Source organism: Candidatus Binatia bacterium, from assembly GCA_036563615.1.
Taxonomy (GTDB): Bacteria; Desulfobacterota; Binatia; order UBA12015; family UBA12015; genus DATCMB01.
The window spans coordinates 803,062-829,284 of record DATCMB010000006.1 but is presented as its reverse complement, the minus strand read 5'-3'; the positions used below and the strand labels follow the sequence as shown (position 1 = coordinate 829,284).

The window sequence follows — 26,223 nt, the reverse complement described above, 5'->3', positions numbered from 1 at the left end:
TTGGAGCACTCTGCCCTGCACGCGACGCAGCTCGTCGGCGTGCTCCTCACCCTCGCGGCCCCGCTTCTCGCGCTGATCGTGCTGCTGCCGGCGCGCGACGTCGCCGCGTTCACCTCGACCGCGGGACGGCTCGACGACGACCTGCTGGTGCGCACCGCGCGCTCCACCGCGCTCGTCGCCGCGGTGGGCGGCGTCGCCTGCTTCCTGAACCTGATCGTGCAGGTCGCCGAGTTCGAGGGAGTGACGCTGCTCGCCGGCGCGGAGCCGTCGCTGGTCTTCCGCTTCGCGACCGCGACCACCGTCGGACGCTTGACGGTCACGCGCGGCTCGCTGCTGCTCTTGGCGGCGGCGCTCGCCTGGTGGCTCTCGCGCGACGTCGAGCGCGCGCGCCGTCGGGTCGTCTGGCTGCCGCTGCTCGCGGTCGGGATCGGCGCCGCCGTGACGACGGCGCTGGTGACGCACGCCGCGGCGCAGCCGACCGGACGCGAGGGCGCGATCGCGCTGCACTTCCTGCACGTCGTCGCGGCGGCGAGCTGGCTCGGCGTGCTCGGCCACCTCTTCCTCACGCGTCGCGCGCTGCTCGGCGCGACCGACGCCGAGCAGGTGCGGCTCGTCGCCGCGATCGTCGGCCGCTTCTCGCCGATGGCGCTCACCGCGGGTCTCGCGCTGCTCGTGACCGGCAGCGTCGCGACCTGGCTCTACCTCGGAACGCCGACGGCCGTGCTGACGTCGGCCTACGGGCTCACGCTCGCGACCAAGCTCGGGCTGCTCGTCCCGCTCGTCGCGGGCGGCTTCGTGAACTACCGCTACGTACGCCCTGCCCTGCTGCGCCTCGCCGAGCCGTCCGCGACCGGGCCGCTCACGACCGGAGCTCCGCCCGAGGTGCTGCGCCGCCTGGTGCGCACGATCGAGCTCGAGGTGAGCGTCGGCCTGGTGCTGGTGATCACCGCGGGCATCCTCGCCTCGGTGTCGCCGCCGACGCCGCAGGGCGAGGGTCGCCTCACCGAGGCGCAGACCGCGGCGATCCTCGAGCCGCGCATGCCACGCACCGACATCGTCGATCCGTCGACCTGGGTCGGCAGCGCGACGCGCACCGAGGACGACCTCAAGTACTCCGAGTTCATGCACCAGTGGTCGGGCGCGCTCGTCATCCTGCTCGGCCTCGCCTGGCTCGTACAGTCGGTCGGCGGCGACAGCCTCGCGGCGCGCATCGCCGCCTGGGTGTGGCCGGCGGCGTTCGTCCCGTTCGCGGTGTTCGTCGCGATCGCGAGCGATCCCGAGGTGTGGCCGCTCGGCACCGTGAGCCCGCTCGTCGCGCTCACCGATCCGATCGTGCTCGAGCACCGCGTCGGCGCGCTGATGATCGTCGTGCTGGCGTGGCTCGGGCTGCGCGAGGCGCGGCGCGGCGGACCCCACCGTCCGCTCGGGCACGCGCTGCCGATCGTCATGGTGGTCGGCAGCCTGCTGCTGCTCGGCCACGCGCACTCGAGCTTCTCGGCGAGCGACTCGCTGACCACGCTGATCAACGTGCAGCACGCGGTGCTGGGCGGGCTCGGCGTCCTCGCCGGCATGGTGCGCTGGCTGCAGCTGCGCCAGCTCGTGCCGCAGCGGCTCGCGGCGTTCCTGTGGCCGACGCTGGTGCTGGCGATCGGCCTGTTCATGACGCTGTCGTACCGAGAGCTCGTCTAGCGCGCGCTCAGACCTCCGTGCGCGGATCGATCGGCGTCAAGCGCCCGAGCCGCGCCTCGATCGCGGCCGCGGCGTCGAGGCACAGGTCCTCGCGGAAGCGCGGCCCGATCACCTGCACGCCGACCGGCAGCCCGTCCGCCACGCCTGCCGGCACGCACGCCGCCGGCAGCCCGAGCAGGTTCGGCGGCAGCGCCGGCCGCAGCAGGTCGAAGGTCGCGAACGCCTCCTCCTCGCTCGCGATGTCGGCGCCGTGCGGGAACGCGGTGCGCGTCCACACCGGCCACAGCAGCAGCGGACGCTCGACCTGGAACGCACTCCAGGCGCGCGCGATGCCGTGCCGCTCCGCGAGCAGCTGCACGAGCCCGTCGAGCTCGATCGGCGGGAAGCGGCGCGCGCAGTAGTCGAGCACCTTGCGGCCCTCCTCGCCCATCAGCCCGGAGAGCAGCGGCAGCGTCGGCCGCAGCTCGCTGACCAGCCAGGCGCCCCAGACCTCGACCGCGCGCTCGACGAGCGGCGGCGTGGCGACCGCGACGTCGTAGCCGGCGTCGGCGAGCGCGTCGGCGGCGCGCCGCACGGCGGCCGTCACGCCGGGCTCGGTCGTGCCGCCGGGCCACTCCTCGAGCACGGCGACGCGCACGCGATTGCCGACCGGCGGTCCGACGAGCGGCGCCGGCACCGAGAACGGATCGCGCGGATGCGGCCCGGCGATCACCGACAGCGCGAGGCCCAGGTCCTCGACGTGCCGCGCCATCGGCCCGTCGACGAACATGAGCTGCGAGGACATCGTCGGATCCTCGACCGGCCCGGCGCTCGCGCGCGGCAGACGTCCCGTGGTCGGCTTCAGCGACGCGATGCCGCAGCAGTGCGCGGGGTTGCGCAGCGAGCCGCCGATGTCGTTGCCGAGACCCAGCGGCGTGAGCCCGGTCGCGAGCGCCGCCGCCTCGCCGCCGCTCGAGCCGCCGGCCGTGCGTTCGGGATGCCACGGGTTCTTGGTCAGGCCGCGCAGCGAGCTGTGCGTGTGAATGCGCAGCCCGAAGTCCGGCATGTTGGTGCGCGCGATCGGGATCGCGCCCGCGCGCCGCATGCGCTCGACGATCGGCGCGTCGATCGGCGGCACCATGTTGGCGAGCGCCGCGACGCCCTCGGTGGTCGCGGAGCCCGCGACGTCGATGTTTTCCTTGACGGTGAACGGGACGCCGTGCAGCGGCCCGATCGGCTCGCCGGACGCGAGCTTGCGGTCCGCGGCGTCGGCCGCGGCGAGCGCCTCGTCGGCGAAAACGACGGTGATGGCGTTCAGCGCCGGGTTGATCTTCTCGATGCGCTCGAGGTGCGCCTCGACGACCTCGCGCGAGCTCGCCTCGCGCGCCGCGATGCGTCGTGCGAGCTCGCTCGCCGACGCGCGCCAGTGCTCCGTGCTCACGATCCTTGCCTCGTCCCGTTCATGAGGGCTCGTGTCTTACTGTTCGGAAGGGTGCGCGCAAACGCGCCGCTCACGGGGTGAGCCGGCGCTCGCGCAGCTCGACCTCGCCGACCTGGACCGGCGTCGCGTAGCGGCGCTCGAGGTACGAGACGATCGCCTCGAAGTAGCGCTCGGCGCCGGCGAACGCCGGGACGCGCGGCGCGCCGGTCACCGCGAGCGGCGGCGCCAAGCGCTCGAGCTCGTCGAGCGTGCGCCGCTCGCCCTCGCGGTCGGGGCGCCCGGGCACGAAGTAGACGTAGAAGAACGGCGACGGTCGGTCCGCGAGGAAGCCGAGCCCGGCCAGGTCCGGAAAGTAGAAGACGGCGTCGCGCGGCTCGGTGCGCGACGCGATCGCGCGTGCCGCGTCGCCGATCCAGGCGTGCTGCGCCTGGTACGGCGCCGCGATCACGAGCGGCGCGCGCGGTCCGAGGTCGAGCGGCGCGAGCGGCTCGGCGAGGCGTGCGCGCAGCGCGGGATACGCGCGCGCCGCGCACAGCAGGAGCACCAGCGCCGCCGCGGCGGCGCGCAGCCACGGCGCGCGGTGCGCACGCTCCGCACGCGCGCGATCCGCAGGCATCCGACGCAGCAACACTTGCACCACCGCACCCGCGGCGAGCAGCACCGAGGGCGCGCTCATCGCGACGTGGATCAGATCGGGACGCGGGAAGAGCTGCAGTGCGAACAGCGCCGCGAAGGCGAGCAGCGCGTGCGTCCCCGCGGTGTCGCGCGCGGACGGCACGAGCACGAGCCCGAGCGCCAGCACGAGGGGCCCGAGCCACAGGCACGCCTGCTCGGCGACGATGCGCGCTGACGCATCGGCGTCGAGCGCGAGCGGCGTCGCGAGACCGACGACGAGCGCCACCGCCGTGGCGCGGGGTGCCACGCGCAGCAGCACGAGCGCGAGCCCGACGCCGGCGCACAGCGCCGCGGCCGGAGCCTCGGGCAGCGCGAACGGCAGCAGGTACGCCGCGACCACGCCGCCGCCGTCGAGCAAGAGCACCTCGCGCGCGAAGCGCGCCCAGCCGAGCTCGTGCACGAGCGGCGGCAGCCAGACGAGGACCGGCAGCACGAAGCCGACGACGAGCAGCACGGCGTCGAGCAGCGGACGCGACGCCGTCTGCGGCGCGACCGGCGCCGTCCACACCGCCGCCAGCACCACCGGCAGCACGAGCGCGAGCGTGTAGCCTGGCTCGAGCGCCGCGCCGCCGAGCAGGACGAGCGCCGACAGCACCGCCGCGGCGCGCACGGCGAGCGCGAGACACCGCGAGAAGCCTTCCGCGGCCGGCCAACCGGGGACGAGCGCGAGCCCGGCGCCGGCGAGCGCGAGCAGCCCCGCGTTTGGCTTGACGGAGAACGCGACCCCGGCCGCGACCCCGGCGCCGAGCACGCGCGCCGCGCTCGCGACGCTCGTGGTACGAGCAACACCCGTGACGTCCCCGCCGAGCGCGCGCCGTGCCGCGAGGCCCGCCACCAGCGCCTGCGCGACGAGCGCCAGCGGGGCCGCGATCCAGCCGGGGTACGGCGTGTTGAACGGCGCCCCCTGCCGCGGCGACACCGGCAGGAGGAACGCGAGGTGGAACGCCGCGAGCACGACCGCGAGCCCGCGGCCGAGCCACGCACGCGCGCACGCGAACAGCAGCGCCACCGTGGTCGCGTGCAGCAGCACGCCGAACGTCCGCAGCGCCACCAGCTCGCCCGCGCCGGCGCGCCACACCGCGACGGCGAGCGCGAAGTAGCCCGGCGTGTAGCCGGTCTCGAAGTCGAGGTACGGACGCGCGCCGCGCGCCACGCGGTCGATCTGCGCGAGCTGCGTTCCCTCGTCGACCAGGTCGAAGCCGTAGAGGCGGAAGAGCCAGAGGTAGGCGAGCGTCGCGAGGAAGACGAGCGCCGTCTCGAGGACGACGCTTCCGGCGCGCGCCCCGTCGCCCTTCACGCCGGCGACCCGTCGCGTCGCGCCGCCGCGGCGGCGAGGTAGACGTCGCGCGTGCGCTCGGCGGCGCGTCGCCAGGAGAGCTCGCCCGCGCGCGCGAGCGCGCTGCGCGACTTCGCGGCCCAGAGCTCGCGGTCGCGGAGCAGGCGCGCGAGCGCGTCCGCGACCAGCCCCGCGTCCGGACGCTCGACCAGCAGACCGCCCTCGCCCACCACCTCCGGCACCGACGTCGCCGCGACGCCGATCACCGGACAGCCGCACGCCATCGCCTCGACGAACGTCAAGCCAAAACCTTCGAAGCTCGACGGGCTCACCATCGCGTCCGACGCGCCATAGAGCTCGACCAGCCGCTCGGCGTCGACCTCGCCGAGCAGGCGCACGAACGGCGGCGGCTGCTCGAGCCAGGGCGCGGTGTAGCCCGGCCGCCGGCGCCCCGCGATGACGAGCACGATCGGCAGCCCCTCCGCGCGCAGGCGCGCGACCGCCTCGACCGCCACCTCGATGCGCTTGCGCGGCTGCGCGGTGCCGACGAACGAGACCAGGAAGCCCTCTGCCGCGCCGTAGGCGCGCCGCACCGCCTCGCGGCGCCGCTGGTCCTGCAGCGGCCGGAAGCGCGCGCTCACGCCGTGCGGCACGACGGCGATGCGCTCGGCCGGGATGCCGAGGCGCGCCTCGACGTCGCCCGCGGCGTGACGCGAGACGCAGATCACGCGCTGCGCGGCGCGCGCGGCGTGCCGCAGGTGGACGAGCAGCTGCAGACGCTGCGCGCGCGCGAAGGTCTCGGGCTCCGCGAGCACGGCGAGGTCGTGGATCGTCACCACCTGCGCCGTCCGCGCAGGCGTCGCGAGCAGCGGCAGCGCGTGCTTGGTGCCGTGGTAGACGTCCGGCGCGAGCGCGCGCAGGTGGCGCGGCACGGCGACGTTGTCCCACCACGGCTGGCGCCACGACGACGCGAGCGGGACGTCGACCACGCGCACGCCCGCGAGATCGGCGAACAGATCCGGGCGGTCGGTGAGCACCGTGAGCTCGAGCGCCGGCCCATCGTCGAGCGTCGCGAGCGCGTGCACGAGCTCGACCGCGTACGTCGCGGGACCGCCGGTGACGCCGACGACGGCGCCGATCGCCACGTGGAGCGGCATCAGGCAGCGTCGCCCGCGGCGGCCGCCGGCCGGCCGAGCACGTGACGCAGGCCCTCGCGGACGCCGCGCCACAGCGCCGAGACGACGTCGCTGCGGCCGCGCAGCCCGTAGATCACCGAGCTGCCGACGACGAGCCCGAGGTAGATCGGCACGAACGCGAGCCACGCGGCGGCGCTGCCGTGGTCGCGCATCAAGAGAAGCTGGTTGCGCGTCTTCAGGTGCGCCGCGTACGGCTGCAGCCCGGTCACGAAGCCGCGCATGCCGTCGTGCAGCACGATGGCGCCCGGCACGAGCAGCGGCTGGTAGCCGAGCCGGCGCGCCCGCAGGCAGTAGTCGACCTCCTCGTAGTAGACGAGCAGGTCCTCGCGGTACGGTCCGACGCGCTCGAAGCACTCGCGCGTGACGAGGATCGCGGATCCCATGATGCCGCCGACGCGGTACGGCGACCCGTCGCCGCGCGAGCGCACCTTGAGCAGCGTGCGCGGCACCGCGAGCGACCACGCGGCGTAGCGCTCGCCGAGCGACAGTGGACGGTGCGGCGGCTTCAGGTCGAGCAGCGCCGGCCCGACGATGCCGGCTTCGGGGTGCGACTCCGCCGTCTCGACCAGCAGGCGGATGCAGTCGCGCGCGAGCATGGTGTCGTTGTTGAGGAACAGCAGGTGCGTCGCCTCGCCCTCGAGCGCGCGCCGCGCGCCGGCGTTGACGCCGCCCGCGAAGTGGCGGTTCTCGTCGAGCAGCACGAGCTCGACGTCGCTCGCCTGGCCGTACTGCCGGACGAGGCGCTCGCGCTCCTCGGGGCGCGACGCGTTGTCGACGACGATGATCCGCAGGCGCACGCCCTCGCTCTCGCGCAGCGTCTCGATGCAGGTGTCCGTGGTCGAGCCGCCGTTCCACGTCACCACCACCGCAGCCACGACCGGCTCGCTCACGACGCGACTCCCTCCACGAGCGGCGCCGCAGCCGCGACGAGCCCGCGCTGCGCGAGCGCCGCGCGCAGCCGCTCGGCGCGCACCGCGGGTCCGGCCGCGCGCTCGACGGCGCTGCGCGCGCCGCGTCCGAGGCGCGCACGCAGGTCGGGATCGCGCGCGAGCCGCAAGAGCGCGTCGGCGAGCGCGCGCGGCTCGGGCGGCACGAGCCAGGCGGACTCGCCGTGCACGAACACCTCGCGGATCGCCGGCGTGTCGGCCGTGACGATCGCCCGCCCGACCTGCGCCGCCTGGTAGACCTTGTTCGGAATCACCATGCGCGCCTTGTCGGTCGTGCCGAAGACGCCGAGCGCCACGTCGGCCGCCGCGATGCGCGCGGGCAGCTCCTCGTAGGGAACCCAATCCACGAGAGTGACGTTCGGCAGAGCGCGCAGCAGCGGCTCGACGCGGGCGCGCTCGGGTCCGGTGCCGACGAGCTCGAAGGCGATGCTCGGGTCGTCGGTCAGCAGGCGCGCCGCCTGCGCGATCACCTCGTTGCCGTGCAGCGGCAGGTACTGGCTGTAGCCGAGGACGCGCAGCGGCCGCGCGGCGCTCGCGACGTCGGTGGCGTTCGCGACGTCGGCTTCCCCCGCGGCGTCGCCTGCGGCCTCGGCCGCGGCGAACGCCGGCTCGGCGCCGAGGTACTGCACGACCACGCGCGCCGGCTCGGCGCCGAGGCGCGCGATCAGGTAGTCGCGGTGCGCCGCGGTGTCGATCAGCACGACGTCCGCCGCGGCCAGCGTCCGGCGATCGAGCGCGCGCAGGAGACGTCCGGCGAGCGTGCCGTCGCGATACGTCGCGCGATCGTCGATCAGCGTCTCGCTGACCGTCACGAGCGGCGCGAACAGCACGCGACGCCCGCCGGCGAGAGCGCGCGCGAGCAGCACGTCGAGCTGGCCGTTGAAGCCCGCGACCACGAGCGACGCGCCGCGCGCGCTCGCCGGAAAGCGGCGCGCGAGACGCGCAGCCGCGGCGAGGTAGCGCAGTGCGAGACGCGCGAGACCGAGCGGCGCGAAGTACGGCGCGTCCTTGTCGCGCGTCGCCTCCCACAGCGGCTCGTGGCACTCGCGCACCTCGAATCCCGCCGCGCGCAGGTCCGACGCGAGGAGGGAGTTCGCCGCGTGTCGCGAGTTGTACGTCCCGAACAGGAGCGCGATCACCGCGACGCCGCGCCCGTCCCCCGCTGCACCTCGAGCGGCTCGAGCTCCTCCTGCTCGGGATGGTAGCCCGGCTCGGTGTCGGGCGCCTCGCCGAGACGCAGCTCCATCTTGCGCACGCGCAGCAGCGTGTCCTCGATCAGCGAGCGGCTCGAGGCGATCAAGTCGGCGACGAGCCCCATCAGGATGGTCTGCATGCCGATGATCGACAGGGCCGCGGCGAGGATCAGCGACTGCACCTTGCCGGCGCCGGCGGGTTCGAAGAAGTAGTAGTAGAGGAAGCGCAGCCCGATCAGGATGCCGATCGACACCATCACCGCGCCGAGCGTCCAGAACACCCGGATCGGCTCGTACAGCGAGTAGATCCGCACCAGCGTGACGAACGAGCGCCGCAGGTAGGTCGGGATGCTCGAGAACAGGCGCGACGGGCGCGTCTTGCGCGTGCGCACCGGGACGTGCGTCACCGCGAGCTGCTTCTTGCCCGCCTGGACCAGCGTCTCGAGCGTGTAGGTGAAGTCCGACATCACGTTGAGGCGCAGCGCGGCGCGGCGCGACAGCGCGCGGAAGCCGCTCGCGGCGTCGGGCACGTTGGTCCCCGAGAGGCCGCGCACCACCCAGCTGCCGTAGAACTGCAGCGCGCGCTTCAGCGGGCTGAAGTGCTCGAGGCTCTCCGGCCCGCGGTCGCCGATGACCATGTCGGCGCGACCGTCGAGGATCGGCTTGACCAGCGCCGGGATGTCGTGCGCTTCATACTGGTTGTCGGCATCCGTGTTGACGATGATGTCGGCGCCGAGCTTGAGAGCTGCATCGATTCCCGCCGAGAACGCCTTCGCCAACCCCTGATGCTGCGGAAACCGCACGATGTGGTCGACGCCGAGGCGTCGCGCCACCTCCACCGTCCCGTCCTCCGACCCGTCGTCGATGACCAGGATCTCGATCGAGTCGATGCCCGGTAGCTTGCGCGGCAGGGCGGCGACCGTCTCGGGCAACGTTTCCGCCTCGTTGAGACACGGAATCTGAATGATGAGCTTGGGCATCGTGCGACCGCACTCCTCCTGCGGTCCTGTCGCGTTGCTGGCATGCGGGTGGAGAGCTTGTCAACGCGGCCTCCGGCGCGCGTTTCCCGCGCTGGTCGCGGCGCTCGTGCTGGCGACGGCGAGCACGGCGACGGCGCAGGCCGCAGCGCCGTCGGCAGGCGCGGCGGCCGCGGCGGCGCAAGGCGATCCGCAAGCGAGCGCCGCGCCGACCCCGCGCCGGACGCCGGTCCCCGCGAACGCGCGCGTGCTCTTCCTGCGCGTCGACTTCCCCGACCAGCCGTCGACGCGGCCGTGGAGCGACTTCCAGAACGCGAGCCGCAGCGGCTACATCGACCGCCTGGTCTCGTACTACGACGAGGTCTCCTCGCGCCGCTTCCACATCGAGCCGATCGTCGCGAAGAAGGTGTACACGCTGCCGCGCAAGCGCGCGGCGTACGTGAGCCAGCCGGGCGCGATGATCCGCGACGCGCTCGAGCTCGCGAGCGCCCCCGAGCCGAAGGGCGAGCGCGAGCTGGTCCACGCGGCGCGGCCGGAGATCGTCGTCGTGCTGTTCGCCGGACCGGGCGCCGAGTCCGACATCAAGAAGCAGGCGAAGGGTCTGCCGTGGTCGAACGCGGTCGAGGGACCGGGCTTCGCGCGCGCCGGCGACAAGCTGATCAGCCGCGGCATGGTGGTGGCGGAGGACCCGTTCCCGCCGCTCTCGCCGTTCGGCGTCATGGCGCACGAGTTCGGCCACGTGCTCGGGCTGCCGGAGCTCTACGCGCCGAACAAGCGTCACGAGGGCATCGGCATCTGGGGGCTCATGGGTCAGGGCACCTGGGTCGGGCTCGGCGACTCGCCGCCGCACCTCTCCGCGTGGTCGAAGCTCACGCTCGGCTGGGTCGATCCGATCATCGTCGACCGCACGCAGCGCGTGGAGCTGCCGAGCGTCTCGCGCTCGGCGCAGGTCGTGAAGATCTACGCCAAGGGGCCGCACGAGCCCTGGGAGTACTTCCTGATCGAGAACCGCGAGCAGCGCGGCGCCGACCGCCGCATCCCGGCGCCGGGTCTGCTGATCTGGCACGTCGACGAGCGCCTGACGAGCTACCGTCGCTCGCAGGACGACGTCAATCACAAGCGCGTCGACCTGCTGACCGCGGACTCGTGGCCGTCGCACCTCGACATCGGGCACGCGCACGGCGGCAACCGCGGCGACAAGGGCGACCCGTGGGCGAACCGCAAGCACGGCCCCGGCCCCGACACCCAGCCCAGCACCAACGCCTACGACGGCACGCGCGGCCGCTTCCGCATCGAGAACATCTCGCCGCCGGGCGAGGTCATGACCTTCGACGTGATCTTCGAGGACGACGCGGCTTCGGGTCGCTGAGCGATCGCGCGGCGCGGTCGGGCGCCGGCGCTCGAGTGCATCGTGCTCGCGTCACGCCGCGCGTCACACGGCGCGCGTCACGCCGCGCGTCCCCGGCCGCGGCGCGCGACGACGTCGATCCACGGGTGGAACGAGAGCCCGGTCGCGCCCTGCGCGGCGCGGCAGGCGCGCAGCACGCCGCGCTTCGAGCGCGCCTCCTCCGCCACGGCGAACGACTTCGTGCTCTCGTCGGCGAGGTCGAGGATCGTGCCGCCGCGCACGGCGACGCAGCCGAGACCGTGCGCCGCGAGCAAGCCGCACAGCGACTCCGGCGTGTAGCCCGCGAGGTACGGAAAGGTGACGAAGTTCTCGTACGCCTGCGCGGCGAGGATTCGCTCCTCGCGCCGCGTTCCGCGGTTGCGCGCGCGCAGCTCGAGGCACGCGGTCTCGAAGCGTCCGTTCGGCACGCGCAGCACGACGAGCCCGCCGGGACGCAGCAGCGCGTGCACGCGACGCAGGACGTCGGTCGGATTGCAGAGCTGGTCGAAGGTGTTCCAGACGAAGACCGCATCGAAGGCGCCCTCGGGCAGCGACAGCTCGAGCAGATCGCCGGCGAGGACGTCGAGCCCATCCTCGCGCATGAAGCGCGTCGTCTCCTCGCCGACGTCGATCCCGGTCGTGCGCCAGCCGCGCCGTGCGGCGGCGCGCAGGAAGCCGCCGACGAAGCTTCCGACCTCGAGGACGCGTGCACCGGCGTCGAGCTCGCCCAGCGCGTCGGCGAGCCGCTCGAGCGCGGCTGCGAAGAAGCGGTCCTGGTTGCGGGCGAGCGCCTCGAGCGTCTCGCGTCCGTACTCGTCGTCGGAGTAGCGCTCGCCGAGGAGCTCGCAGGTCGGCTGCGGATCGCGCAGCAGCGTGCCGCAGGCGACGCACGCGACGACGTTGGTCGCGTCGTTCTGCGTGAAGCTCGCGAGGTCCTTCGCCTCGTGCGCCGGGCGGTCGACGCGCGCAGCGTGGAAGCGCTCGAGCCACGCTTGCTCGGCGCGCAGATCGTCGGGCGTCAGCAGAACGCGCACCTGCGTCCCGCCGCAGGCGACGCAGGGGACGACGCGCTGCCCGTTCGTCTGCCCGCGCGGGGCGAGCTCGCTGACGTGCGTTCCCGGCACGCGGGCTTGCCGAGCAACTTCCGTGCTGCGCCCGTGCAGCGCCGCACGGAGCCTCCAGCGCGCTGCGCCGCGCGACGCGGACGGACTCGCGGTAAGTCCGTCCGCGCGCGCTGTAGAAACTACCGAGTCGCGACCGCGTCCGACCGTCAGGTGTCGCGGCGCAGCGGACGGTACTTGATGCGGTGCGGACGGTCCGCCTCGGCGCCGAGCCTGCGGCGGCGGTCCTCTTCGTAGTCGTGGTAGTTGCCTGCGAACCACTCGACGTGGCTGTCGCCCTCGAAGGCGAGGATGTGGGTCGCGATGCGGTCGAGGAACCAGCGGTCGTGGCTGATGACGACCGCGCAGCCGGCGAACTCGAGCAGCGCGTCCTCGAGCGCGCGCAGCGTGTCGACGTCGAGGTCGTTGGTCGGCTCGTCGAGCAGCAGCAGGTTGCCGCCGCGCTTGAGCAGCTTCGCGAGGTGGACGCGGTTGCGCTCGCCGCCCGACAGGTCGCCGACCTTCTTCTGCTGGTCCGCGCCGCGGAAGTTGAACCACGCGCAGTACGCGCGCGAGTTCACCTCGCGCTTGCCGCCGAGCAGGATCTTCTCCTGGCCGTCGGAGATCTCCTCCCAGACGGTCTTGTTCGGGTCGAGCGCGTCGCGCGACTGGTCGACGTAGGCGAGCTGCACCGTCTCGCCGATGCGCAGCGTGCCCGAGTCCGGCTTCTCCTCGCCGACGATCATGCGGAACAGCGTCGTCTTGCCGGCGCCGTTCGGGCCGATCACGCCGACGATGCCGCCGGGCGGCAGGCTGAAGCTCAGCTTGTCGATCAGCAGACGGTCGCCGTAGGCCTTGCTGATGTCCTTCGCCTCGACCACGACGTCGCCGAGCCGCGGTCCGGGCGGGATCGTGATCTCGGCCGTGCTCTCGCGCTTGGTCTGGCCCTCGGCGAGGAGCTTCTCGTAGGCCGCGAGACGTGCCTTACCCTTTGCTTGACGGGCGCGCGGCGACATGCGCACCCACTCGAGCTCGCGCTGCAGCGTGCGCTGGCGCGCCGACTCCTGCTTCTCCTCGAGCGCGAGGCGCTGCTTCTTCTGCTCGAGCCACGACGAGTAGTTGCCCTCCCAAGGGATGCCGCGGCCGCGGTCGAGCTCGAGGATCCAGCCGGCGACGTTGTCGAGGAAGTAGCGGTCGTGCGTGACGGCGACGACCGTGCCCTTGTACTCGGCGAGGAAGCGCTCGAGCCAGGCGACGGACTCGGCGTCGAGGTGGTTGGTCGGCTCGTCGAGCAGCAGCAGGTCGGGCGCCTGCAGCAGCAGGCGACACAGCGCCACGCGGCGACGCTCGCCGCCCGAAAGATGCTGCGTGCCCTCGTCGGCGGGCGGGCAACGCAGCGCGTCCATCGCGATCTCCACCGTGCGGTCGAGCTCCCACGCGTTGGCGGCGTCGATCTTGTCCTGCAGCGCCGCCTGCTCGGCGAGGAGCTTCTCCATCGCCTCGTCCGACATCGGCTCCGAGAACGCGTTCGAGATCTCCTCGAAGCGCGTCAGCAGCGCGCGCGTCGCGGCCACGCCCTCCTCGACCACCTCGCGGACGGTCTTCGTCGGGTCGAGCTGCGGCTCTTGGGGCAGGTAGCCGACCGTGTAGCCTTCGCTGAGCCGCGCCTCGCCCGAGTAGTCGGTGTCGAGGCCGGCCATGATGCGCAGCAGCGTGCTCTTGCCGGCGCCGTTCAGGCCGAGCACGCCGATCTTCGCGCCGTAGTAGAAAGAGAGGGAGATGTTGTCGATCACCACCCGATCGGGTGGGTAGACTTTGCGCAGCTCGCGCAGGGTGTAGATGAAGTTCGCCACGTCGCGCTCGATAACGGACGCTCGTGACCGCGGCACGTCGACGGCGCGCAGCGTCGCGCGGCGCGCGCCGGACTTGCCTCGGCGCCAGTTCCGTAGGAGACAAAAACAGGGGCGATCGGAGGGTCATCCGTGATGGAAGCGACATCCGAGAGGGCCGCCGCGCGTAGCCGCAAGGGTGCGGCCGGGGTGCTGCGGCGGGTGTTCGGGGGCGTCAAGCCGGGCGTGCGCTACCGCCTGTGGGACGGCACCGAGGGCCAGATCGGCAACCCGGACGGCTCCTTCACGCTGGTGATTCGCGACCGCGAGGCGTTCCGCCGCGCGTTCAGCAGCAACAACACGCGTCTGATGGCGGAAGCGTTCATCGACAACAAGATCGACGTCGACGGCGACCTGTTCGAGGCGCTGCGGGTCGCGAACCAGCTCGAGGATCTCCGGCTCGGCTTGCTCGAAAAGCTCGCCATCTACAAGGACCTGCGCCGCGTATGACGGCCGCCGCAGCCGCCTGGGACGCGATCGTGGTCGGCGGTGGGCCGGGTGGCTCGACCGCGGCCTGGCGCCTCGCGAGCGGCGGCGCGCGCGTCCTGCTGGTCGACGCGGCGAAGTTCCCGCGCGTCAAGCTGTGCGCCGGCTGGGTGACGCCGAAGGTGTGGCGCGCGCTCGAGCTCGATCCGAACACGTACCCGCTCACCATCCAGCCGTTCTCGCAGGCGACGCTCGACGTCGACGGCGAGGTGCTGGAGACGACCTGGCCGCGCGTCGTCAGCTACGGCATCGTGCGGCGCGAGTTCGACGAGTACCTGCTGCGTCGCGCGGAGAAGGCCGGCGCGGAGGTGCGCGAGGGCGTCCGCGTGACCGGCGCGCACCGCGAAGGCGACGACGTCGTCCTCGAGACCACGGCGGGCCCGCTGCGCGCGCCGTTCGTGATCGGCGCGGGCGGCCACAACTGTCCGGTGTCGCGCGCGCTCGGCGAGATCGACGAGCGCGAGGCGGTGGTGGTGACGCGCGAGAGCGAGACGCGCGTCGGCGCGTCGCTGCTGCGCGAGCTCACGCGCCGCCACGGCACGCCGGAGCTCTTCGCCGAGCCCGACTTCCGCGGCTACGCCTGGTACTTCACCAAGGGCGACTTCCTGAACGTCGGCATCGGCTGCCTCGGCGACGGACGCGACCTGCACCGGCGCGCGAACGCGTTCCTCGACCGCTTGCGCGCCGACGGCCGCTTGCCGGCCGGGCTCGAGCTCGAGCCGTTTCGCGGGCACGCGTACGCGATCCGCATCGATCACCCGCGACGCGTCGCGGGGGAAGGCTATCTGCTCGTCGGCGACGCGGCCGGGCTCGCGCGCGGCGTCAGCGGCGAGGGAATCGGTCCGGCGGTGGAGAGCGGCCGCATGGCTGCCGACGCGATCCTCTCCGCCAACGGCACGCGCTCGCGCGAGGTCGTCGCGCAGCGCCACATCGACGCGATCAACGCGCGCTTCGGCACGGGACGTCCGGGAGCCGCCGAGCGGCTGCTCTCGTCCCTGCCCCACCGCGTCACCGAGGCGATCGCCCGTCTCGTCTGTCGCACACCGTATCTACGCCGCCGGCTGCTCTTCGAGGGCGCTTTCGGCATGGGCTGATCCGCGGGAAGGCCACGAACGGAGGAAACGATGTCCAAGGATCGTGAGTTCGACGCGAAGGCCATCGAGCACCACTACGACCTCTCGAACGAGTTCTACGCGCTCTTCCTCGACCCGATGATGGTCTACACCTGCGCGTACTACCGGACGCCGGACGGCGACCTCGCGCAGGCGCAGCGCGACAAGCTCGACCTCGTGTGCCGCAAGCTCCGCCTGCAGCCCGGCGAGCGCTTCCTCGACATCGGCTGCGGCTGGGGCAGCCTCGTGATCTGGGCGGCGAAGCACTACGGCGTGCAGGCGCTCGGCGTGACGCTGTCGAAGGAGCAGGCGAAGTTCGCGCAGGACTGGATCGCGCGCGAAGGCCTCTCGCAGGTGTGCCGCGTCGAGTACCGCGACTACCGCGACCTGGGCAACGAGCAGCCGTACGACAAAATTTCAGCGATCGGCATCATCGAGCACGTCGGCGTCGCGAACTACCGCTCGTACTTCGACGAGGTCTACGGGCTGCTCAAGCCGGGCGGGCTGTTCCTCAACCACGGCATCACGCGCAACCGCTACTGGAAGAAGACGCCGCAGTGGGACTTCCTGATCGAGCACGTCTTCCCGAACGGCGAGCTGACCAACGTGAGCCACATCGCGTCGGTGATGGAGGACGCGCACTTCGAGGTGGTGGACGTCGAGAGCCTGCGGGCGCACTACGCGCGCACCTGCCGGCACTGGGCCGAGCGCCTGAAGGCCAACCAGGACGCGGCGATCAAGCTCGTCGGCGAGCGCAAGTACCGCACCTGGCTGCTCTACTTGACGGCGTCCTCGCTCGGCTTCGAGCAGGCGAGCATCAACCTGCACCAGATCCTCGGCGCCAAGCTCGAGCCCGGCGTGCGCGCCGTGCCGACGACGCGCGAAGCGATCTACACCGAGCCCGCGCAGGTGCCGCTCGCGCGCGCGTCCGGCATGCGCTGAGCGCTGAACGCCGAGCGTCGGCGCGACGCGTCCCGCGTCAGGACTTCTTCCACTTGATCGAGCAGCCGATCGTCGGCTTCTGATCGGCCGACGGCCGCCGACCCTCGAGGAGCGCCTCGATCGCCTCCTTGAGCTCGCGGCGCGTCACCTTGTCCGGCTCCTTCCAGTTGTCGTCGATGCGGCCGTGGTACGCGAGCCGGCGGTCGGGGCCGTAGACGTAGATGTCCGGCGTGCAGACCGCGCCGAACGCGCGCGCGACCTCCTGCGTGTCGTCGATCAAGTATGGAAATCCGTACCCCTTCTCGCGCCAGCGCTCGGCGAGCCGCGCGGGCGCGTCGTCCGGGTAGTCGGTCGGGTCGTTCGAGCAGATGCCGACGAACTGGACCGGCCGGTCGGCGAACTCCTTGCGCAGCGCGATGATGCGGTCCTCCACCGCCTTCACGTAGGGGCAGTGGTTGCAGATGAACATGACGACCAGCACGTCCTTCTGCGCGAAGTCGTCCCGCGCCCAGCGCTTTCCGTCCACGCCCCGCAACGCGAAGTCCGGACAGGGCGCACCCAGTTCGATCGACTGCGACTCGAGCAGCACCATGTGATCGAGGATACGAGACCGCTCCCCGGGTGACAACGCGGTCTGCGGTCGAGGTCGTCCCCTTGACGCTCTCGGGGTCGTGCTTACCTCGAAAGCGTCTCAAACAAGAGTTCGCTGGACTCGGCAACGCCGGTCCACATGGAAACCGAAGGGAGAACGACGACCATGAACTGGAGCCATCTTGCTGGCCCGCTCGGCTTCGACCCGTGGCGGGAATTCGACCGCCTTCACACGGAGATGGAGCGGCTGCTCGAGCGCTCCTTCGCGGCCGCGAACGATTCGTACGCGCCCGGCTACCCGCCGGTGAACGTGTGGACGGGTGACGACGAGGCGGTGATCAGCGCCGAGCTGCCGGGTGTCGCGCCCGACAAGATCGACATCTCGGTCGACGACGACACCGTCACCTTGGCGGGCGAGCGCAGCACGAGCGAAGTGCCCGAGGGCGCGACCTTCCATCGTCGCGAGCGCGGCTACGGACGCTTCTCGCGCACCTTCCGCCTGCCCTTCCGCATCGACGTCGGCGCGGTCGACGCCCGCTACACCAACGGCGTCCTCGAGGTCACGCTGCCGCGGGCCGCCGCGGACAAGCCGAGAAAGATCCCGGTGCTCGCCGCGTGAGGGCAGCGCTCGGATCGCAGAGAACGAAAGCACGGAGGAACGACACCCCATGAGCACCACGGCAGAGAAGACCGCGAATCTGAGCAGCGACCGGGCGCCAGCCCCCGTCGAGCGCCCCCGCGAGCGGGTCCGCGTCGTCGCGCCGTACGTCGACGTCTACGAGACCAAGGACGCCTATCACCTGCGCGCCGACGTACCGGGCGTCGCCGAGAAGGACCTCGACGTGAGCGTCGAGAAGGATCGCCTGACCATCGTCGGACGCGTCGAGATGCCGCAGCGTGAGGGCATGCGCCTGCGCTTCGGCGAGCTCCGCAGCCGCGAGTACCGCCGCAGCTTCGGCCTGGCCGACGACATCGACCGCGACCGCATCGAAGCGAAGCTCGAGAACGGAGTGCTCTACCTGACGCTGCCGAAGCGCGAGGACGTGCGGCCGCGACGCATCACCGTGCAGGCGGCGTGAGCGTGGCGCGCGGTACGGCGCGCACCTTCGACCGCGGCTCCGGCCCGGGCCGGGGCCGCGCGTCGGCTTCCCCCGCCGCGGCGCCGCTTGCCGGCCGCGGCAGCCTCACCCCTCCGACGACGACTCGGACGACTCCGACGCCGGCGGCCCGTTCTTGATCATCGCGAGCAGCGTCGCCTCGTCAATCACAGGCACGCCGAGCTTCGTCGCCTTGTCGAGCTTGCTCCCCGGCGCCTCCCCCGCGAGGAGGTAGCTCGTCTTCGCGCTCACCGAGCCCGTCACCTTGCCGCCCGCCGCCTTGATCATCGCGGCCGCCTCCTCGCGGCTGTAGGTCGGCAGCGTGCCGGTGATGACGAAGGTGAGCCCGGCGAGCGTCTGCGGCCCCTTCGGCTCCGCATCGGCTGCGTCCTGAGCCAGCCGTACGCCGGCGGCGCGCAGCTTCTCGATGATCTGCCGGTTGTGCGGGCTCGCGAACCAGTCGACGACGTTCTGCGCGAGGATCGGGCCGATGCCGGCGACGCCCTCGAAGTCCTCGACGCGCGCCTTCTCGAGCGCGTCGATCGAGCCGAAGTGCTCGATCAACGTCTGCGCCACCACCTCGCCGACGCCGCGGATGCCGAGCGCCGCGAGCACGCGCCACACCGGACGCTCCTTCGCCCGCGCGATCGCCGCCATCAGGTTGTCGATGCGCTTCTTCTGGAAGCCCGGCAGGCCCTCGAGCTGCTCGGGACGCAGGAAGAAGATGTCGGCGACGTCGCGCAGCAGACCGGCCTCGACGAACTGCTCCGCTTGACGGATGCCGAAGCCGTCGATGTCCATCGCGCCGCGCGACACGAAGTACTCGACCGAGCGCACGAGCTGCGCGGGACAGGCGGAGTTGACGCAGTATGTGGCGACCTCGCCCTCGACGCGCGAGACCGCCTCACCGCACGCCGGACAGCGCTCGGGCAGCTTGAACTCGCGCTCCTCGCCGGTCCGTAGCTCCGGCACCGGACGCAGCACCTGCGGGATGACGTCGCCCGCGCGCTTCACCACGACGCGGTCGCCGATCCGGATGTCGCGCTCGCGGATGTAGTCCTCGTTGTGCAGCGTCGCCTGGCGCACGATCACGCCGCCGACCGCCGTCGGCTCGAGGATCGCGTACGGCATCAGCACGCCGGTGCGCCCGACGTTGACGCCGATGTCGAGCAGCTTCGTCACGACCTCGGTGGAGGGGAACTTGTACGCGACCGCCCAGCGCGGCGCGTTGCCGACCGCGCCGAGACGGCGCTGCAGATCGAGCGAGTCGATCTTCACCACCATGCCGTCGGTCTCGTACGGCAGCTCGGAGCGACGCTCGCGGAACTCGGCCGCCGCTGCGGCGACGTCCTCGATCGTCGCGCACCGCTTGCACTCCGGAGACACCGGAAAGCCGAGCGCGCGCAGCCGCTCGAGCACCTCCCACTGCGTGCTCGCCTCGAAGCCCTCGTGCGCCAGCACCTGGTACGCCCACAGACGGAGCGGTCGCGACGCGGTCACGGCAGGATCGAGCTGACGCAGCGAGCCCGCCGCGAAGTTGCGCGGGTTCGCGTACACCTTCTCGCCGCGCGCCGCTTGCGCTTCGTTGAAGCGCTCGAAGTCGGCGAGCGGCATGTACACCTCGCCGCGCACGACGAGCCGCTTCGGCGCCTCGCTCGGGTCGCGACCCACCGGGATCGCGAGCGGCACCGTGTCGACCGTGCGCAGGTTGGCGGTGACGTCCTCGCCGACCTCGCCGTCGCCGCGCGTCGCGCCGAGCACGAACACGCCGTGCTCGTAGTGCAGGACGACGCTCAGCCCGTCGATCTTCGGCTCGACGACGTACGACAGCGTCGTTCCCTGCGGCAGCTGGCGCAGCGCGCGCTCGTTCCACGCGTAGAGCTCGTCGTCGTCGAAGACGTTGCCGAGGCTCAGCGTGGGAACCGGATGGCGCACCTTGGCGAAGCGCTCCTGCGGCGCGCCGCCGACGCGCAGGGTCGGCGAGTCCGGCGTCCTGAGCTCCGGATGCTCCTCCTCGAGCGCGCGCAGCTCGCGCAGCAGCGCGTCGAACTCGGCGTCCGAGATCTCCGGATCGTCGAGGACGTGGTAGCGATAGTTGTGGTGGTGGATCGCGGCGCGCAGCGTCGCGGCGCGCCGCTCGAGCGCTTCGTCCTTCACGCGCGCGCGTCCTGCGGATCGCCGCGCATGCGGTCGAGGACACGCTCGGCCTCGCTGCGCAGCACCGGGTCCTCGCCCTCCTCGACCTCGCGCAGGAGCGGCATCGCGTCCGGACCGATGCGCCCGAGCGCCTCGACGGCGCGCCGGCGCACGCGCACGTCGTGATCGCCGAGCGCCGTGCGCAGCAGCGGCAGCGCCTCAGGACCGTAGCCGCCGAGGGCGTCGACGGCGTCCTCGCGGACGTAGTGGTTCGGGCTGCGCAGCGCCGCGTCGAACGCGGTCAGCGCCTGCGCGCCGTAGGTCGCGAGCGCGGCGGCCGCCGGCTCGCGCACCACCGAGCGATCGTCCGCGAGCGCCTTGCCGAGCAGCGGCACCGCGCCGGGGCCGCCCATGGTCGCGAGCGCGCGCACCGCCGACTCGCGCACGTCGGTCGACGGATGATCGAGAGCACGGTCGAGCGCCGGCAGCGCGTCGGGGCCGAGCTCCACGAGCTCCTGCGCCGCGCGTCCACGCTCGTAGACGTCGCCCGTCACGAGCCGTTCGTAGGCCGCTTCGACCTTGGCACGCCGCGCTTCGCGCGCGGCGGGAGAGTTTGCGTCCTGGCAAGCGAGCGCGAGCGACGCCAACGCGAGCACGGCGAGCGCGCGTGACGTTCGCATCGCGTGACGAAGACCGATCGAATGCACGACCCGGGTTTGCATGACCATCGACCTGTGATCAACTGGCGCCTGCCGCAACCCGCCGCACGGCACGCCGCACGCCGAGCGCGGCTCGTCCAGGGAGGAACCCCGTGATGCACTGGAGCGCACCTACGGAGCAGTGGCATCGATGAGCCTCGCGCGCTTGCCGACCAGCCCCCGGCCGCGCAGACGCGACGCCGTTCCCACCCCGCCGCCGATCCGGCGCCTGCCGCGCATGCTTCGCCTGATGGAAGACGGCCTCCACACCGAGGTGTTCGCGGTCTCCGTCGCGCAAGGTCTCTCGCGCCATCCGCGCCGCCTGTCGTGCCGCTATCTGTACGACGCGCGCGGGTCCGAGCTCTTCGAAGCCATCACCCGACAGCCGGAATATTACTTGACGCGCAGCGAGGCCGCGCTGCTCGCGCGCCACGCGGACGAGATCCGCGCGCTCGCCGGCGCGACCGCGCTGGTCGAGCTCGGCTCGGGCTCCTCCGCGAAGACGCGCCACCTGCTCGACGCTTGGACGCGGCGCGATCCGAAGAGCACCTACGTCGCCGTCGACATCTGCGGCCCGATGCTCGAAACGGCCGCCGACACGCTGCGCGCCGAGTACCCGCAGCTCGACGTCCGCGGCGTGGTCGGCTCCTACGAGCAAGCGATGCCGTGGCTCGGCTCGCTGTCGCCGCTGGTGCTCGCGTTTCTCGGCAGCACGATCGGCAACTTCGACGACGCCGAGCTCGACGACTTCCTCGACCGCGTCGCGCGTCACGTCGCGCCGGGCGATCAGCTGCTGCTCGGCGTCGACCTGGTGAAGGACGTGCGCGCGCTCGAGGCCGCGTACGACGACGCCGCCGGCGTGACCGCCTGCTTCACCCGCAACCTCTTCGAGCGGATGAACCGCGAGCTCGGCACCGAGCTCGATCTCGACGCGATCGAGCACGTCGCGCACTACAACGAGCGCAAGGAGCGCATCGACATCTTCGCACGCTTCCGACGCGAAGCCGTCCTGCACCTGCCGCTGCTCGGCGAGTCGTTCCGCATCGCGGCCGGCGAGATGGTGCAGACGGAGATCAGCCGGAAGTTTCGTCCGGAGCAGGTCGCGCAGCGGCTCGCGCGGCACGGCTTCGAGACCGTGCGCACGTTCACCGACGACGAGCGGCGCTTCGCGCTGCTGCTCTTCCGCCTCACCGCGCCACGGCACGACGCCGAGCGCGCGCGACGCGAGGTCTGGCGCGAGCTCGAAGCGGGACGCGCGCGCACGCTCGACCTCGTCGCGCCGCTGCGCGACGCCGACCTCGAGCGGCAGCACAGCCCGCTCATGAGCCCGATCGTCTGGGACCTCGCGCACATCGCGAACTACGAGGAGCAGTGGGTCGCGCGCGCGCTGCGCGACGCGAGCCAGGACGGCGAGCGCGCGCGCCGCGATCACCTGTACGACGCCATGCGCCACCCGCGCCGTACGCGCGCGGCGCTGCCGCTGCCGTCGCGCGAGGAGTGCATCGCGTATCTGGCGCGCGTCCGGCAGCGAACGCGCCTGACGCTGTCGACGGCGGACTTCGGGCACGCCGACGATCCGCTCAACGCGCACGGCTACGTCTTCTGGATGATCGCGCAGCACGAGGCGCAGCACCAGGAGACGATCCTGCAGACGATCCAGCTCGCGGCGCTCGACTACGAGCCGCACGTGCGCGTCGACGACGAGGCGCGGCTGCGCGTCGTCCCGCCGCACGGGCTCGATCGGACGATGGTCCTCGTCCCGGGCGGCGACTACCCGATCGGCACCGACGATCGCCGGATGGCGTACGACAACGAGCGCCCGCTGCACGTCGTGCGCCTCGAGCGCTTCCGCATCGACGCTGCGCCGGTCACGAACGGCAGCTTCTTGGAGTTCATGCTCGACGGCGGGTACCGGCGGCGCGAGCTGTGGTCGGACGACGGCTGGTGCTGGCTGCAGGAGAGCGGCGTCCGCCACCCCGGCGGCTGGCTCGCGAACGGCGACGGCTGGCTCGAGCGCAGCTTCGGCCGCGTCGCACCGCTCGACCCGACGCGTCCGGTGGTGCACGTCTCGTGGTACGAGGCGGACGCCTTCGCGCGCTGGGCGGGCAAGCGCCTGCCGACCGAGCAGGAGTGGGAGGTCGCGGCGGCGATCGATCCCGAGCGCGGCATCGCGCGGCGCTACCCGTGGGGCGACGCCGCGCCGACGCACGAGCACGCGAACCTCGACCAGCGCCTGTTCGCGCCCATGCCGATCGGCGCCTACCCGCGCGGCCGCAGCTTCTTCGGCTGCGAGCAGATGATCGGCGACGTCTGGGAGTGGACCGCGAGCGACTTCGCGCCCTACCCGGGCTTCGTCGCCTTCCCGTACCGCGAGTACTCCGAGGTGCACTTCGGCCACGGGTACAAGGTGCTGCGCGGCGGCTCGTTCGTGACCCGACCGGTCGCGATCCGCAACACCTTCCGCAACTGGGACCTGCCGCAGCGCCGGCAGATCTTCGCCGGCTTCCGCTGCGCCGCGGACGCGTAGGCGACCGAGCACGCGGAGGCGAGACGCCACGGAGCCGCCCCGGGAGCCGCGGCGCGAGCCGCACGCCGAGACCGCGCGCCGCGCCGCGCGGCTGCGCGCGGCGCTCGGTGCGCTGCCGATCGCCGTCGAGGCGGTGCGCTGCGAGACGCGCGGCGTGCCCGTGCCGTCGTACGGCGCCGAGCTGCGTCCGAGCACGGTGGTGACGCTGCACGGACCCGGCGCGAGCGGACGCGGCGAGCACGTCGGCTGGACGCTCGACGAGCACGCGGCCTTCGCGCGGCGGGCCGCGACGCTCGACCTCGCGCGCTGCGCGACGCTCGACGAGCTGTCCCGTTCCCTGCGTCGAACGCTCGAGCACGCCTACGACCGTGCCGCGCTCGAGGCCGCGGCAATCGACCTCGCGCTGCGCCAGGCGAACGCCTCGCTCGCCGACCTCGCCGGCGCCGCACCGCGTGCCGTGCGCTACGTGCTGTCGTTCGAGCGCTGCGACGATCCGGTGGCGCGCGCCCGGCGCGAGCTCGCCGCGCGTGCGGAGCTCGGCCTCAAGATCGACGTCGATCCCGCCTGGAGCGACGAGACCTTCGCACGACTCGCCGAGCTGCGTCGCGCCGCGGTGCTCGATTTCAAGCTCTCGGGCGACGTCGCCGATCACGAGCGCGTGCACCGTCTCGTACCCGATGCCCTGCTCGAAGATCCGCGGCCCGGCGACGCACGCTGGTCGCCCGAGCTTCTCTCCCGTCTCTCCCTCGACGCTGCGGTGACCTCGGCGGCGACGCTCGCGACGCTGCCGGTGAAGCCGGCCGCGATCAACATCAAGCCCGCACGCATGGGCGGCGTCCTCGAAGCGCTCGATGCGATTGCCTGGTGCGGAGCGCACGGCGTCGTGTGCTATTTTGGTGGGATGTTCGAGGTCTCCGTCGGACGCACGCAGCTCCACGCGCTCGCCGCGCTGCTCTGCCCGGATGCGCCGAACGACGTCGCGCCGATCGGCGTCGCCGACGCTCCTCCCGCGCGACCGGAACGCATCACGCCACGCGAAGGTCCCGGCTTCGGCGCTTGACCAGCGTCGCCGAGGATGATGACCGGATGCGCTTGCACCGGGCGACGCGCCCGGTCAGGTTCAGGTTTCGGAACGAGGCAGGAGAGATCAGACGTATGGGCGATCGTTTCGCGGGCAAGGTGGTGATCGTCACCGGCGCGTCGAGCGGGATCGGCAGCGCGGCCGCACGCCAGTTCGCCGCGGAGGGCGCGAGCGTGGCGCTCGTCGCGCGCGGCGCGCAGACGCTCGAGTGGGTCGCGGGCGAGATCCGCGGCACGGGTGGCGTCGCGCGCGCCTACCCGGCCGACGTGCGCGACCGCGCCGCGTGCGAAGCCCTGCTGCGCGACGTCGCCGACGCCTTCGGCGGCATCGACATCCTGGTCAACAACGCCGGCGCCAACCACCGCGGACGCGTCGAGGACCAGCGCCCGGAGGACCTCGCGCAGATCATCGACGTCAACCTGACCGCACCGATCGTGCTCACGCGCCTCGCCCTGCCCTACCTGCACCGGCGCGAGCGCGCGGCGATCGTCAACGTCGCGTCGATCGCCGGACAGATCCCGGTCGCGCACGAGGCGACGTACTCGGCGAGCAAGTCGGGCCTGCGCGCCTTCTCGTTCGCGCTGCGCGAGGAGCTCGAGGGCTCGGGGATCACGGTGTCGGTGGTGTCGCCCGGCCCGGTCGACACGAGCTTCCTCATGGACGACCTCGATCACGTCCCCGACCTGGTGTTCGCGAACCCGATGTCGACCTGCGACGAGGTCGCGAGATTGATCCTCGACTGCGCCGAGGACGGCGCCGCGGAGCGCACGATCCCGGTGCTCACCGGCTACATGGCGCGCGTCGGCAGCGCGCTGTCGGCGCTCAAGCGGGTGCTCGTGCCGATCCTCGAGGAGCGTGGCCGCGCCGTGAAGGAGCAGTACCGGGCGCGTCAGCAGGCAGGTGCGCGATGAGCCACGAAGAGCCGCAGCTGCTGCTGAACGATCTGATCTTCCCCGAGGGCCCGCGCTGGCACGACGGCCGGCTGTGGTTCTCCGACATGCACGCGCACGAGGTGGTGGCGGTCGACGAGAGCGGGCGTCGCGAGACGATCGTCACGCTCGAGAACAGCCCCTCCGGACTCGGCTGGCTGCCCGACGGACGGCTGCTGATCGTGTCGATGGAGGATCGTCGCCTGCTGCGCCGCGAGCACGACGGACGCCTGGTCGTGCACGCCGACCTCTCGGAGCTGGCGCCCTTCCACCTCAACGACATGGTCGTCGACAGCCACGGCAACGCGTACGTCGGCAACTTCGGCTTCGACCTGCACGGCGGCGCCAAGCTGCGCGACACCTGCCTCGTGCTCGTCCGCCCGGACGGTCACGCGAGCGTCGTCGCCGACGACATGCTGTTCCCGAACGGCTCCGTGGTGACGCCCGACGGCGGCACGCTGATCGTCGCCGAGAGCTTCGGCAAGCGTCTCACCGCGTTCGACATCCGCTACGACGGCACGCTCGCCGGACGCCGCGTCTGGGCGAACCTCGACGTGCACCCCGACGGCATCGCGCTCGACGAGGAAGGCTGCGTGTGGCTCGCGAACCCGATCGCGCCGGGCGGCTTTCTGCGCGTCAAGGAAGGCGGCGAGGTGGTCGACCGCATCGACATGCCGCAGCACGCGGGCTACGCGTGCGCGCTCGGCGGCGCCGATCGCAAGACGCTGTTCCTGCTCGAGGCGGTCGACTCGAGCCCGCACAAGAACCCGCAGCGCGGCAACGGCTGGATCCGCAAGACGCGCGTCGACGTCGCGGGCGCGGGGATTCCCTGACGCGCGTCGATAGCCACGAGCTGCGGCGGCGCGGGATCGCGC

At 72.5% G+C, this 26,223-nt stretch carries 22 protein-coding genes; 11 read left to right on the top strand and 11 right to left on the bottom strand.

Going from position 1 to position 26,223, the window contains the following annotated elements:
- Entirely contained in the window at positions 1 to 1,689 is a 1,689-nt protein-coding gene (locus tag VIS07_06540) for a CopD family protein (GenBank protein ID HEY8515150.1), read from the top strand.
- A 7-nt stretch (positions 1,690 to 1,696) separates the two neighbouring features.
- On the opposite strand, the gene VIS07_06535 is transcribed toward VIS07_06540, so the two are convergent.
- The 6 genes from VIS07_06535 to VIS07_06510 all read right to left on the bottom strand — a co-directional run bounded on the left by VIS07_06535 (position 1,697) and on the right by VIS07_06510 (position 9,376).
- Positions 1,697 to 3,109: an amidase gene (locus VIS07_06535; GenBank protein ID HEY8515149.1), complete on the bottom strand. Its 1,413-nt coding sequence runs from the start codon at positions 3,107 to 3,109 to the stop codon at positions 1,697 to 1,699.
- Positions 3,110 to 3,179: 70 nt separating this feature from the next.
- Positions 3,180 to 5,081 (bottom strand): hypothetical protein, encoded by a 1,902-nt coding sequence (locus VIS07_06530; protein HEY8515148.1) that lies wholly within the window; start codon positions 5,079 to 5,081, stop codon positions 3,180 to 3,182.
- On the bottom strand, positions 5,078 to 6,217 hold the full coding sequence (locus VIS07_06525) for a glycosyltransferase family 1 protein (GenBank protein ID HEY8515147.1): 1,140 nt from the start codon (positions 6,215 to 6,217) through the stop codon (positions 5,078 to 5,080). Before VIS07_06525 ends, VIS07_06530 begins: the two co-directional genes overlap by 4 nt.
- The gene (locus tag VIS07_06520; GenBank protein ID HEY8515146.1) at positions 6,217 to 7,146 is read right to left on the bottom strand and encodes a glycosyltransferase family 2 protein; all 930 of its coding nucleotides are present in this window, start codon (positions 7,144 to 7,146) and stop codon (positions 6,217 to 6,219) included. Before VIS07_06520 ends, VIS07_06525 begins: the two co-directional genes overlap by 1 nt.
- Entirely contained in the window at positions 7,143 to 8,342 is a 1,200-nt protein-coding gene (locus VIS07_06515) for a glycosyltransferase (GenBank protein ID HEY8515145.1), read from the bottom strand. Before VIS07_06515 ends, VIS07_06520 begins: the two co-directional genes overlap by 4 nt.
- Entirely contained in the window at positions 8,339 to 9,376 is a 1,038-nt protein-coding gene (locus tag VIS07_06510) for a glycosyltransferase family 2 protein (protein HEY8515144.1), read from the bottom strand. The genes VIS07_06515 and VIS07_06510 overlap by 4 nt, the downstream gene beginning before the upstream one ends.
- 106 nt (positions 9,377 to 9,482) lie before the next feature.
- Here VIS07_06510 and VIS07_06505 point away from each other — a divergent pair, with 106 nt between their 5' ends.
- Positions 9,483 to 10,742, top strand: coding sequence for a M6 family metalloprotease domain-containing protein (locus VIS07_06505; protein HEY8515143.1), 1,260 nt, complete (start codon positions 9,483 to 9,485; stop codon positions 10,740 to 10,742).
- Positions 10,743 to 10,819: 77 nt separating this feature from the next.
- Here the strand turns inward: VIS07_06505 and VIS07_06500 are convergent, their stop codons facing one another.
- Positions 10,820 to 11,884 (bottom strand): class I SAM-dependent methyltransferase, encoded by a 1,065-nt coding sequence (locus VIS07_06500; protein HEY8515142.1) that lies wholly within the window; start codon positions 11,882 to 11,884, stop codon positions 10,820 to 10,822.
- 146 nt (positions 11,885 to 12,030) lie between these two features.
- Positions 12,031 to 13,713, bottom strand: a complete 1,683-nt coding sequence (ettA, locus tag VIS07_06495) for an energy-dependent translational throttle protein EttA (protein ID HEY8515141.1) — start codon at positions 13,711 to 13,713, stop codon at positions 12,031 to 12,033.
- Positions 13,714 to 13,845: 132 nt separating this feature from the next.
- On the opposite strand from ettA, the gene VIS07_06490 reads away from it, so the two are divergent.
- From VIS07_06490 to VIS07_06480, 3 genes are read left to right on the top strand one after another with little or no spacing between them, the layout of a single operon-like run.
- Positions 13,846 to 14,199 (top strand): hypothetical protein, encoded by a 354-nt coding sequence (locus VIS07_06490; protein ID HEY8515140.1) that lies wholly within the window; start codon positions 13,846 to 13,848, stop codon positions 14,197 to 14,199.
- Positions 14,196 to 15,329, top strand: a complete 1,134-nt coding sequence (locus VIS07_06485; protein HEY8515139.1) for an NAD(P)/FAD-dependent oxidoreductase — start codon at positions 14,196 to 14,198, stop codon at positions 15,327 to 15,329. Before VIS07_06490 ends, VIS07_06485 begins: the two co-directional genes overlap by 4 nt.
- A gap of 30 nt (positions 15,330 to 15,359) precedes the next feature.
- Positions 15,360 to 16,289, top strand: coding sequence for a cyclopropane-fatty-acyl-phospholipid synthase family protein (locus tag VIS07_06480; GenBank protein HEY8515138.1), 930 nt, complete (start codon positions 15,360 to 15,362; stop codon positions 16,287 to 16,289).
- A gap of 37 nt (positions 16,290 to 16,326) precedes the next feature.
- On the opposite strand, the gene VIS07_06475 is transcribed toward VIS07_06480, so the two are convergent.
- Positions 16,327 to 16,881: a thioredoxin family protein gene (locus VIS07_06475; protein HEY8515137.1), complete on the bottom strand. Its 555-nt coding sequence runs from the start codon at positions 16,879 to 16,881 to the stop codon at positions 16,327 to 16,329.
- 165 nt (positions 16,882 to 17,046) lie between these two features.
- Here VIS07_06475 and VIS07_06470 point away from each other — a divergent pair, with 165 nt between their 5' ends.
- Both VIS07_06470 and VIS07_06465 read left to right on the top strand, forming a co-directional pair.
- On the top strand, positions 17,047 to 17,499 hold the full coding sequence (locus VIS07_06470) for an Hsp20/alpha crystallin family protein (protein HEY8515136.1): 453 nt from the start codon (positions 17,047 to 17,049) through the stop codon (positions 17,497 to 17,499).
- A 49-nt stretch (positions 17,500 to 17,548) separates the two neighbouring features.
- Positions 17,549 to 17,959 carry an Hsp20/alpha crystallin family protein gene (locus VIS07_06465; protein HEY8515135.1) on the top strand — a complete coding sequence of 137 codons (411 nt, stop codon included), beginning with the start codon at positions 17,549 to 17,551 and terminating at the stop codon, positions 17,957 to 17,959.
- 105 nt (positions 17,960 to 18,064) lie between these two features.
- Here the strand turns inward: VIS07_06465 and ligA are convergent, their stop codons facing one another.
- Positions 18,065 to 20,134, bottom strand: coding sequence for an NAD-dependent DNA ligase LigA (gene ligA, locus VIS07_06460; GenBank protein HEY8515134.1), 2,070 nt, complete (start codon positions 20,132 to 20,134; stop codon positions 18,065 to 18,067).
- Complete coding sequence (locus VIS07_06455) at positions 20,131 to 20,667, bottom strand: HEAT repeat domain-containing protein (protein ID HEY8515133.1); 537 nt, start codon at positions 20,665 to 20,667, stop codon at positions 20,131 to 20,133. The genes ligA and VIS07_06455 overlap by 4 nt, the downstream gene beginning before the upstream one ends.
- A gap of 394 nt (positions 20,668 to 21,061) precedes the next feature.
- Between VIS07_06455 and egtB the strand changes: the two genes are divergently transcribed.
- The 4 genes from egtB (at position 21,062) to VIS07_06435 (ending at position 26,181) form a co-directional block, all read left to right on the top strand.
- Positions 21,062 to 23,338, top strand: coding sequence for an ergothioneine biosynthesis protein EgtB (gene egtB / locus VIS07_06450; protein HEY8515132.1), 2,277 nt, complete (start codon positions 21,062 to 21,064; stop codon positions 23,336 to 23,338).
- A gap of 154 nt (positions 23,339 to 23,492) precedes the next feature.
- A complete protein-coding gene (locus VIS07_06445; protein ID HEY8515131.1) occupies positions 23,493 to 24,398 on the top strand; it encodes a hypothetical protein in 906 nt (301 codons plus the stop codon).
- A 95-nt stretch (positions 24,399 to 24,493) separates the two neighbouring features.
- Positions 24,494 to 25,330, top strand: a complete 837-nt coding sequence (locus tag VIS07_06440; GenBank protein HEY8515130.1) for an SDR family oxidoreductase — start codon at positions 24,494 to 24,496, stop codon at positions 25,328 to 25,330.
- The gene (locus VIS07_06435) at positions 25,327 to 26,181 is read left to right on the top strand and encodes an SMP-30/gluconolactonase/LRE family protein (GenBank protein ID HEY8515129.1); all 855 of its coding nucleotides are present in this window, start codon (positions 25,327 to 25,329) and stop codon (positions 26,179 to 26,181) included. Before VIS07_06440 ends, VIS07_06435 begins: the two co-directional genes overlap by 4 nt.
- Positions 26,182 to 26,223: the final 42 nt, after the last annotated feature.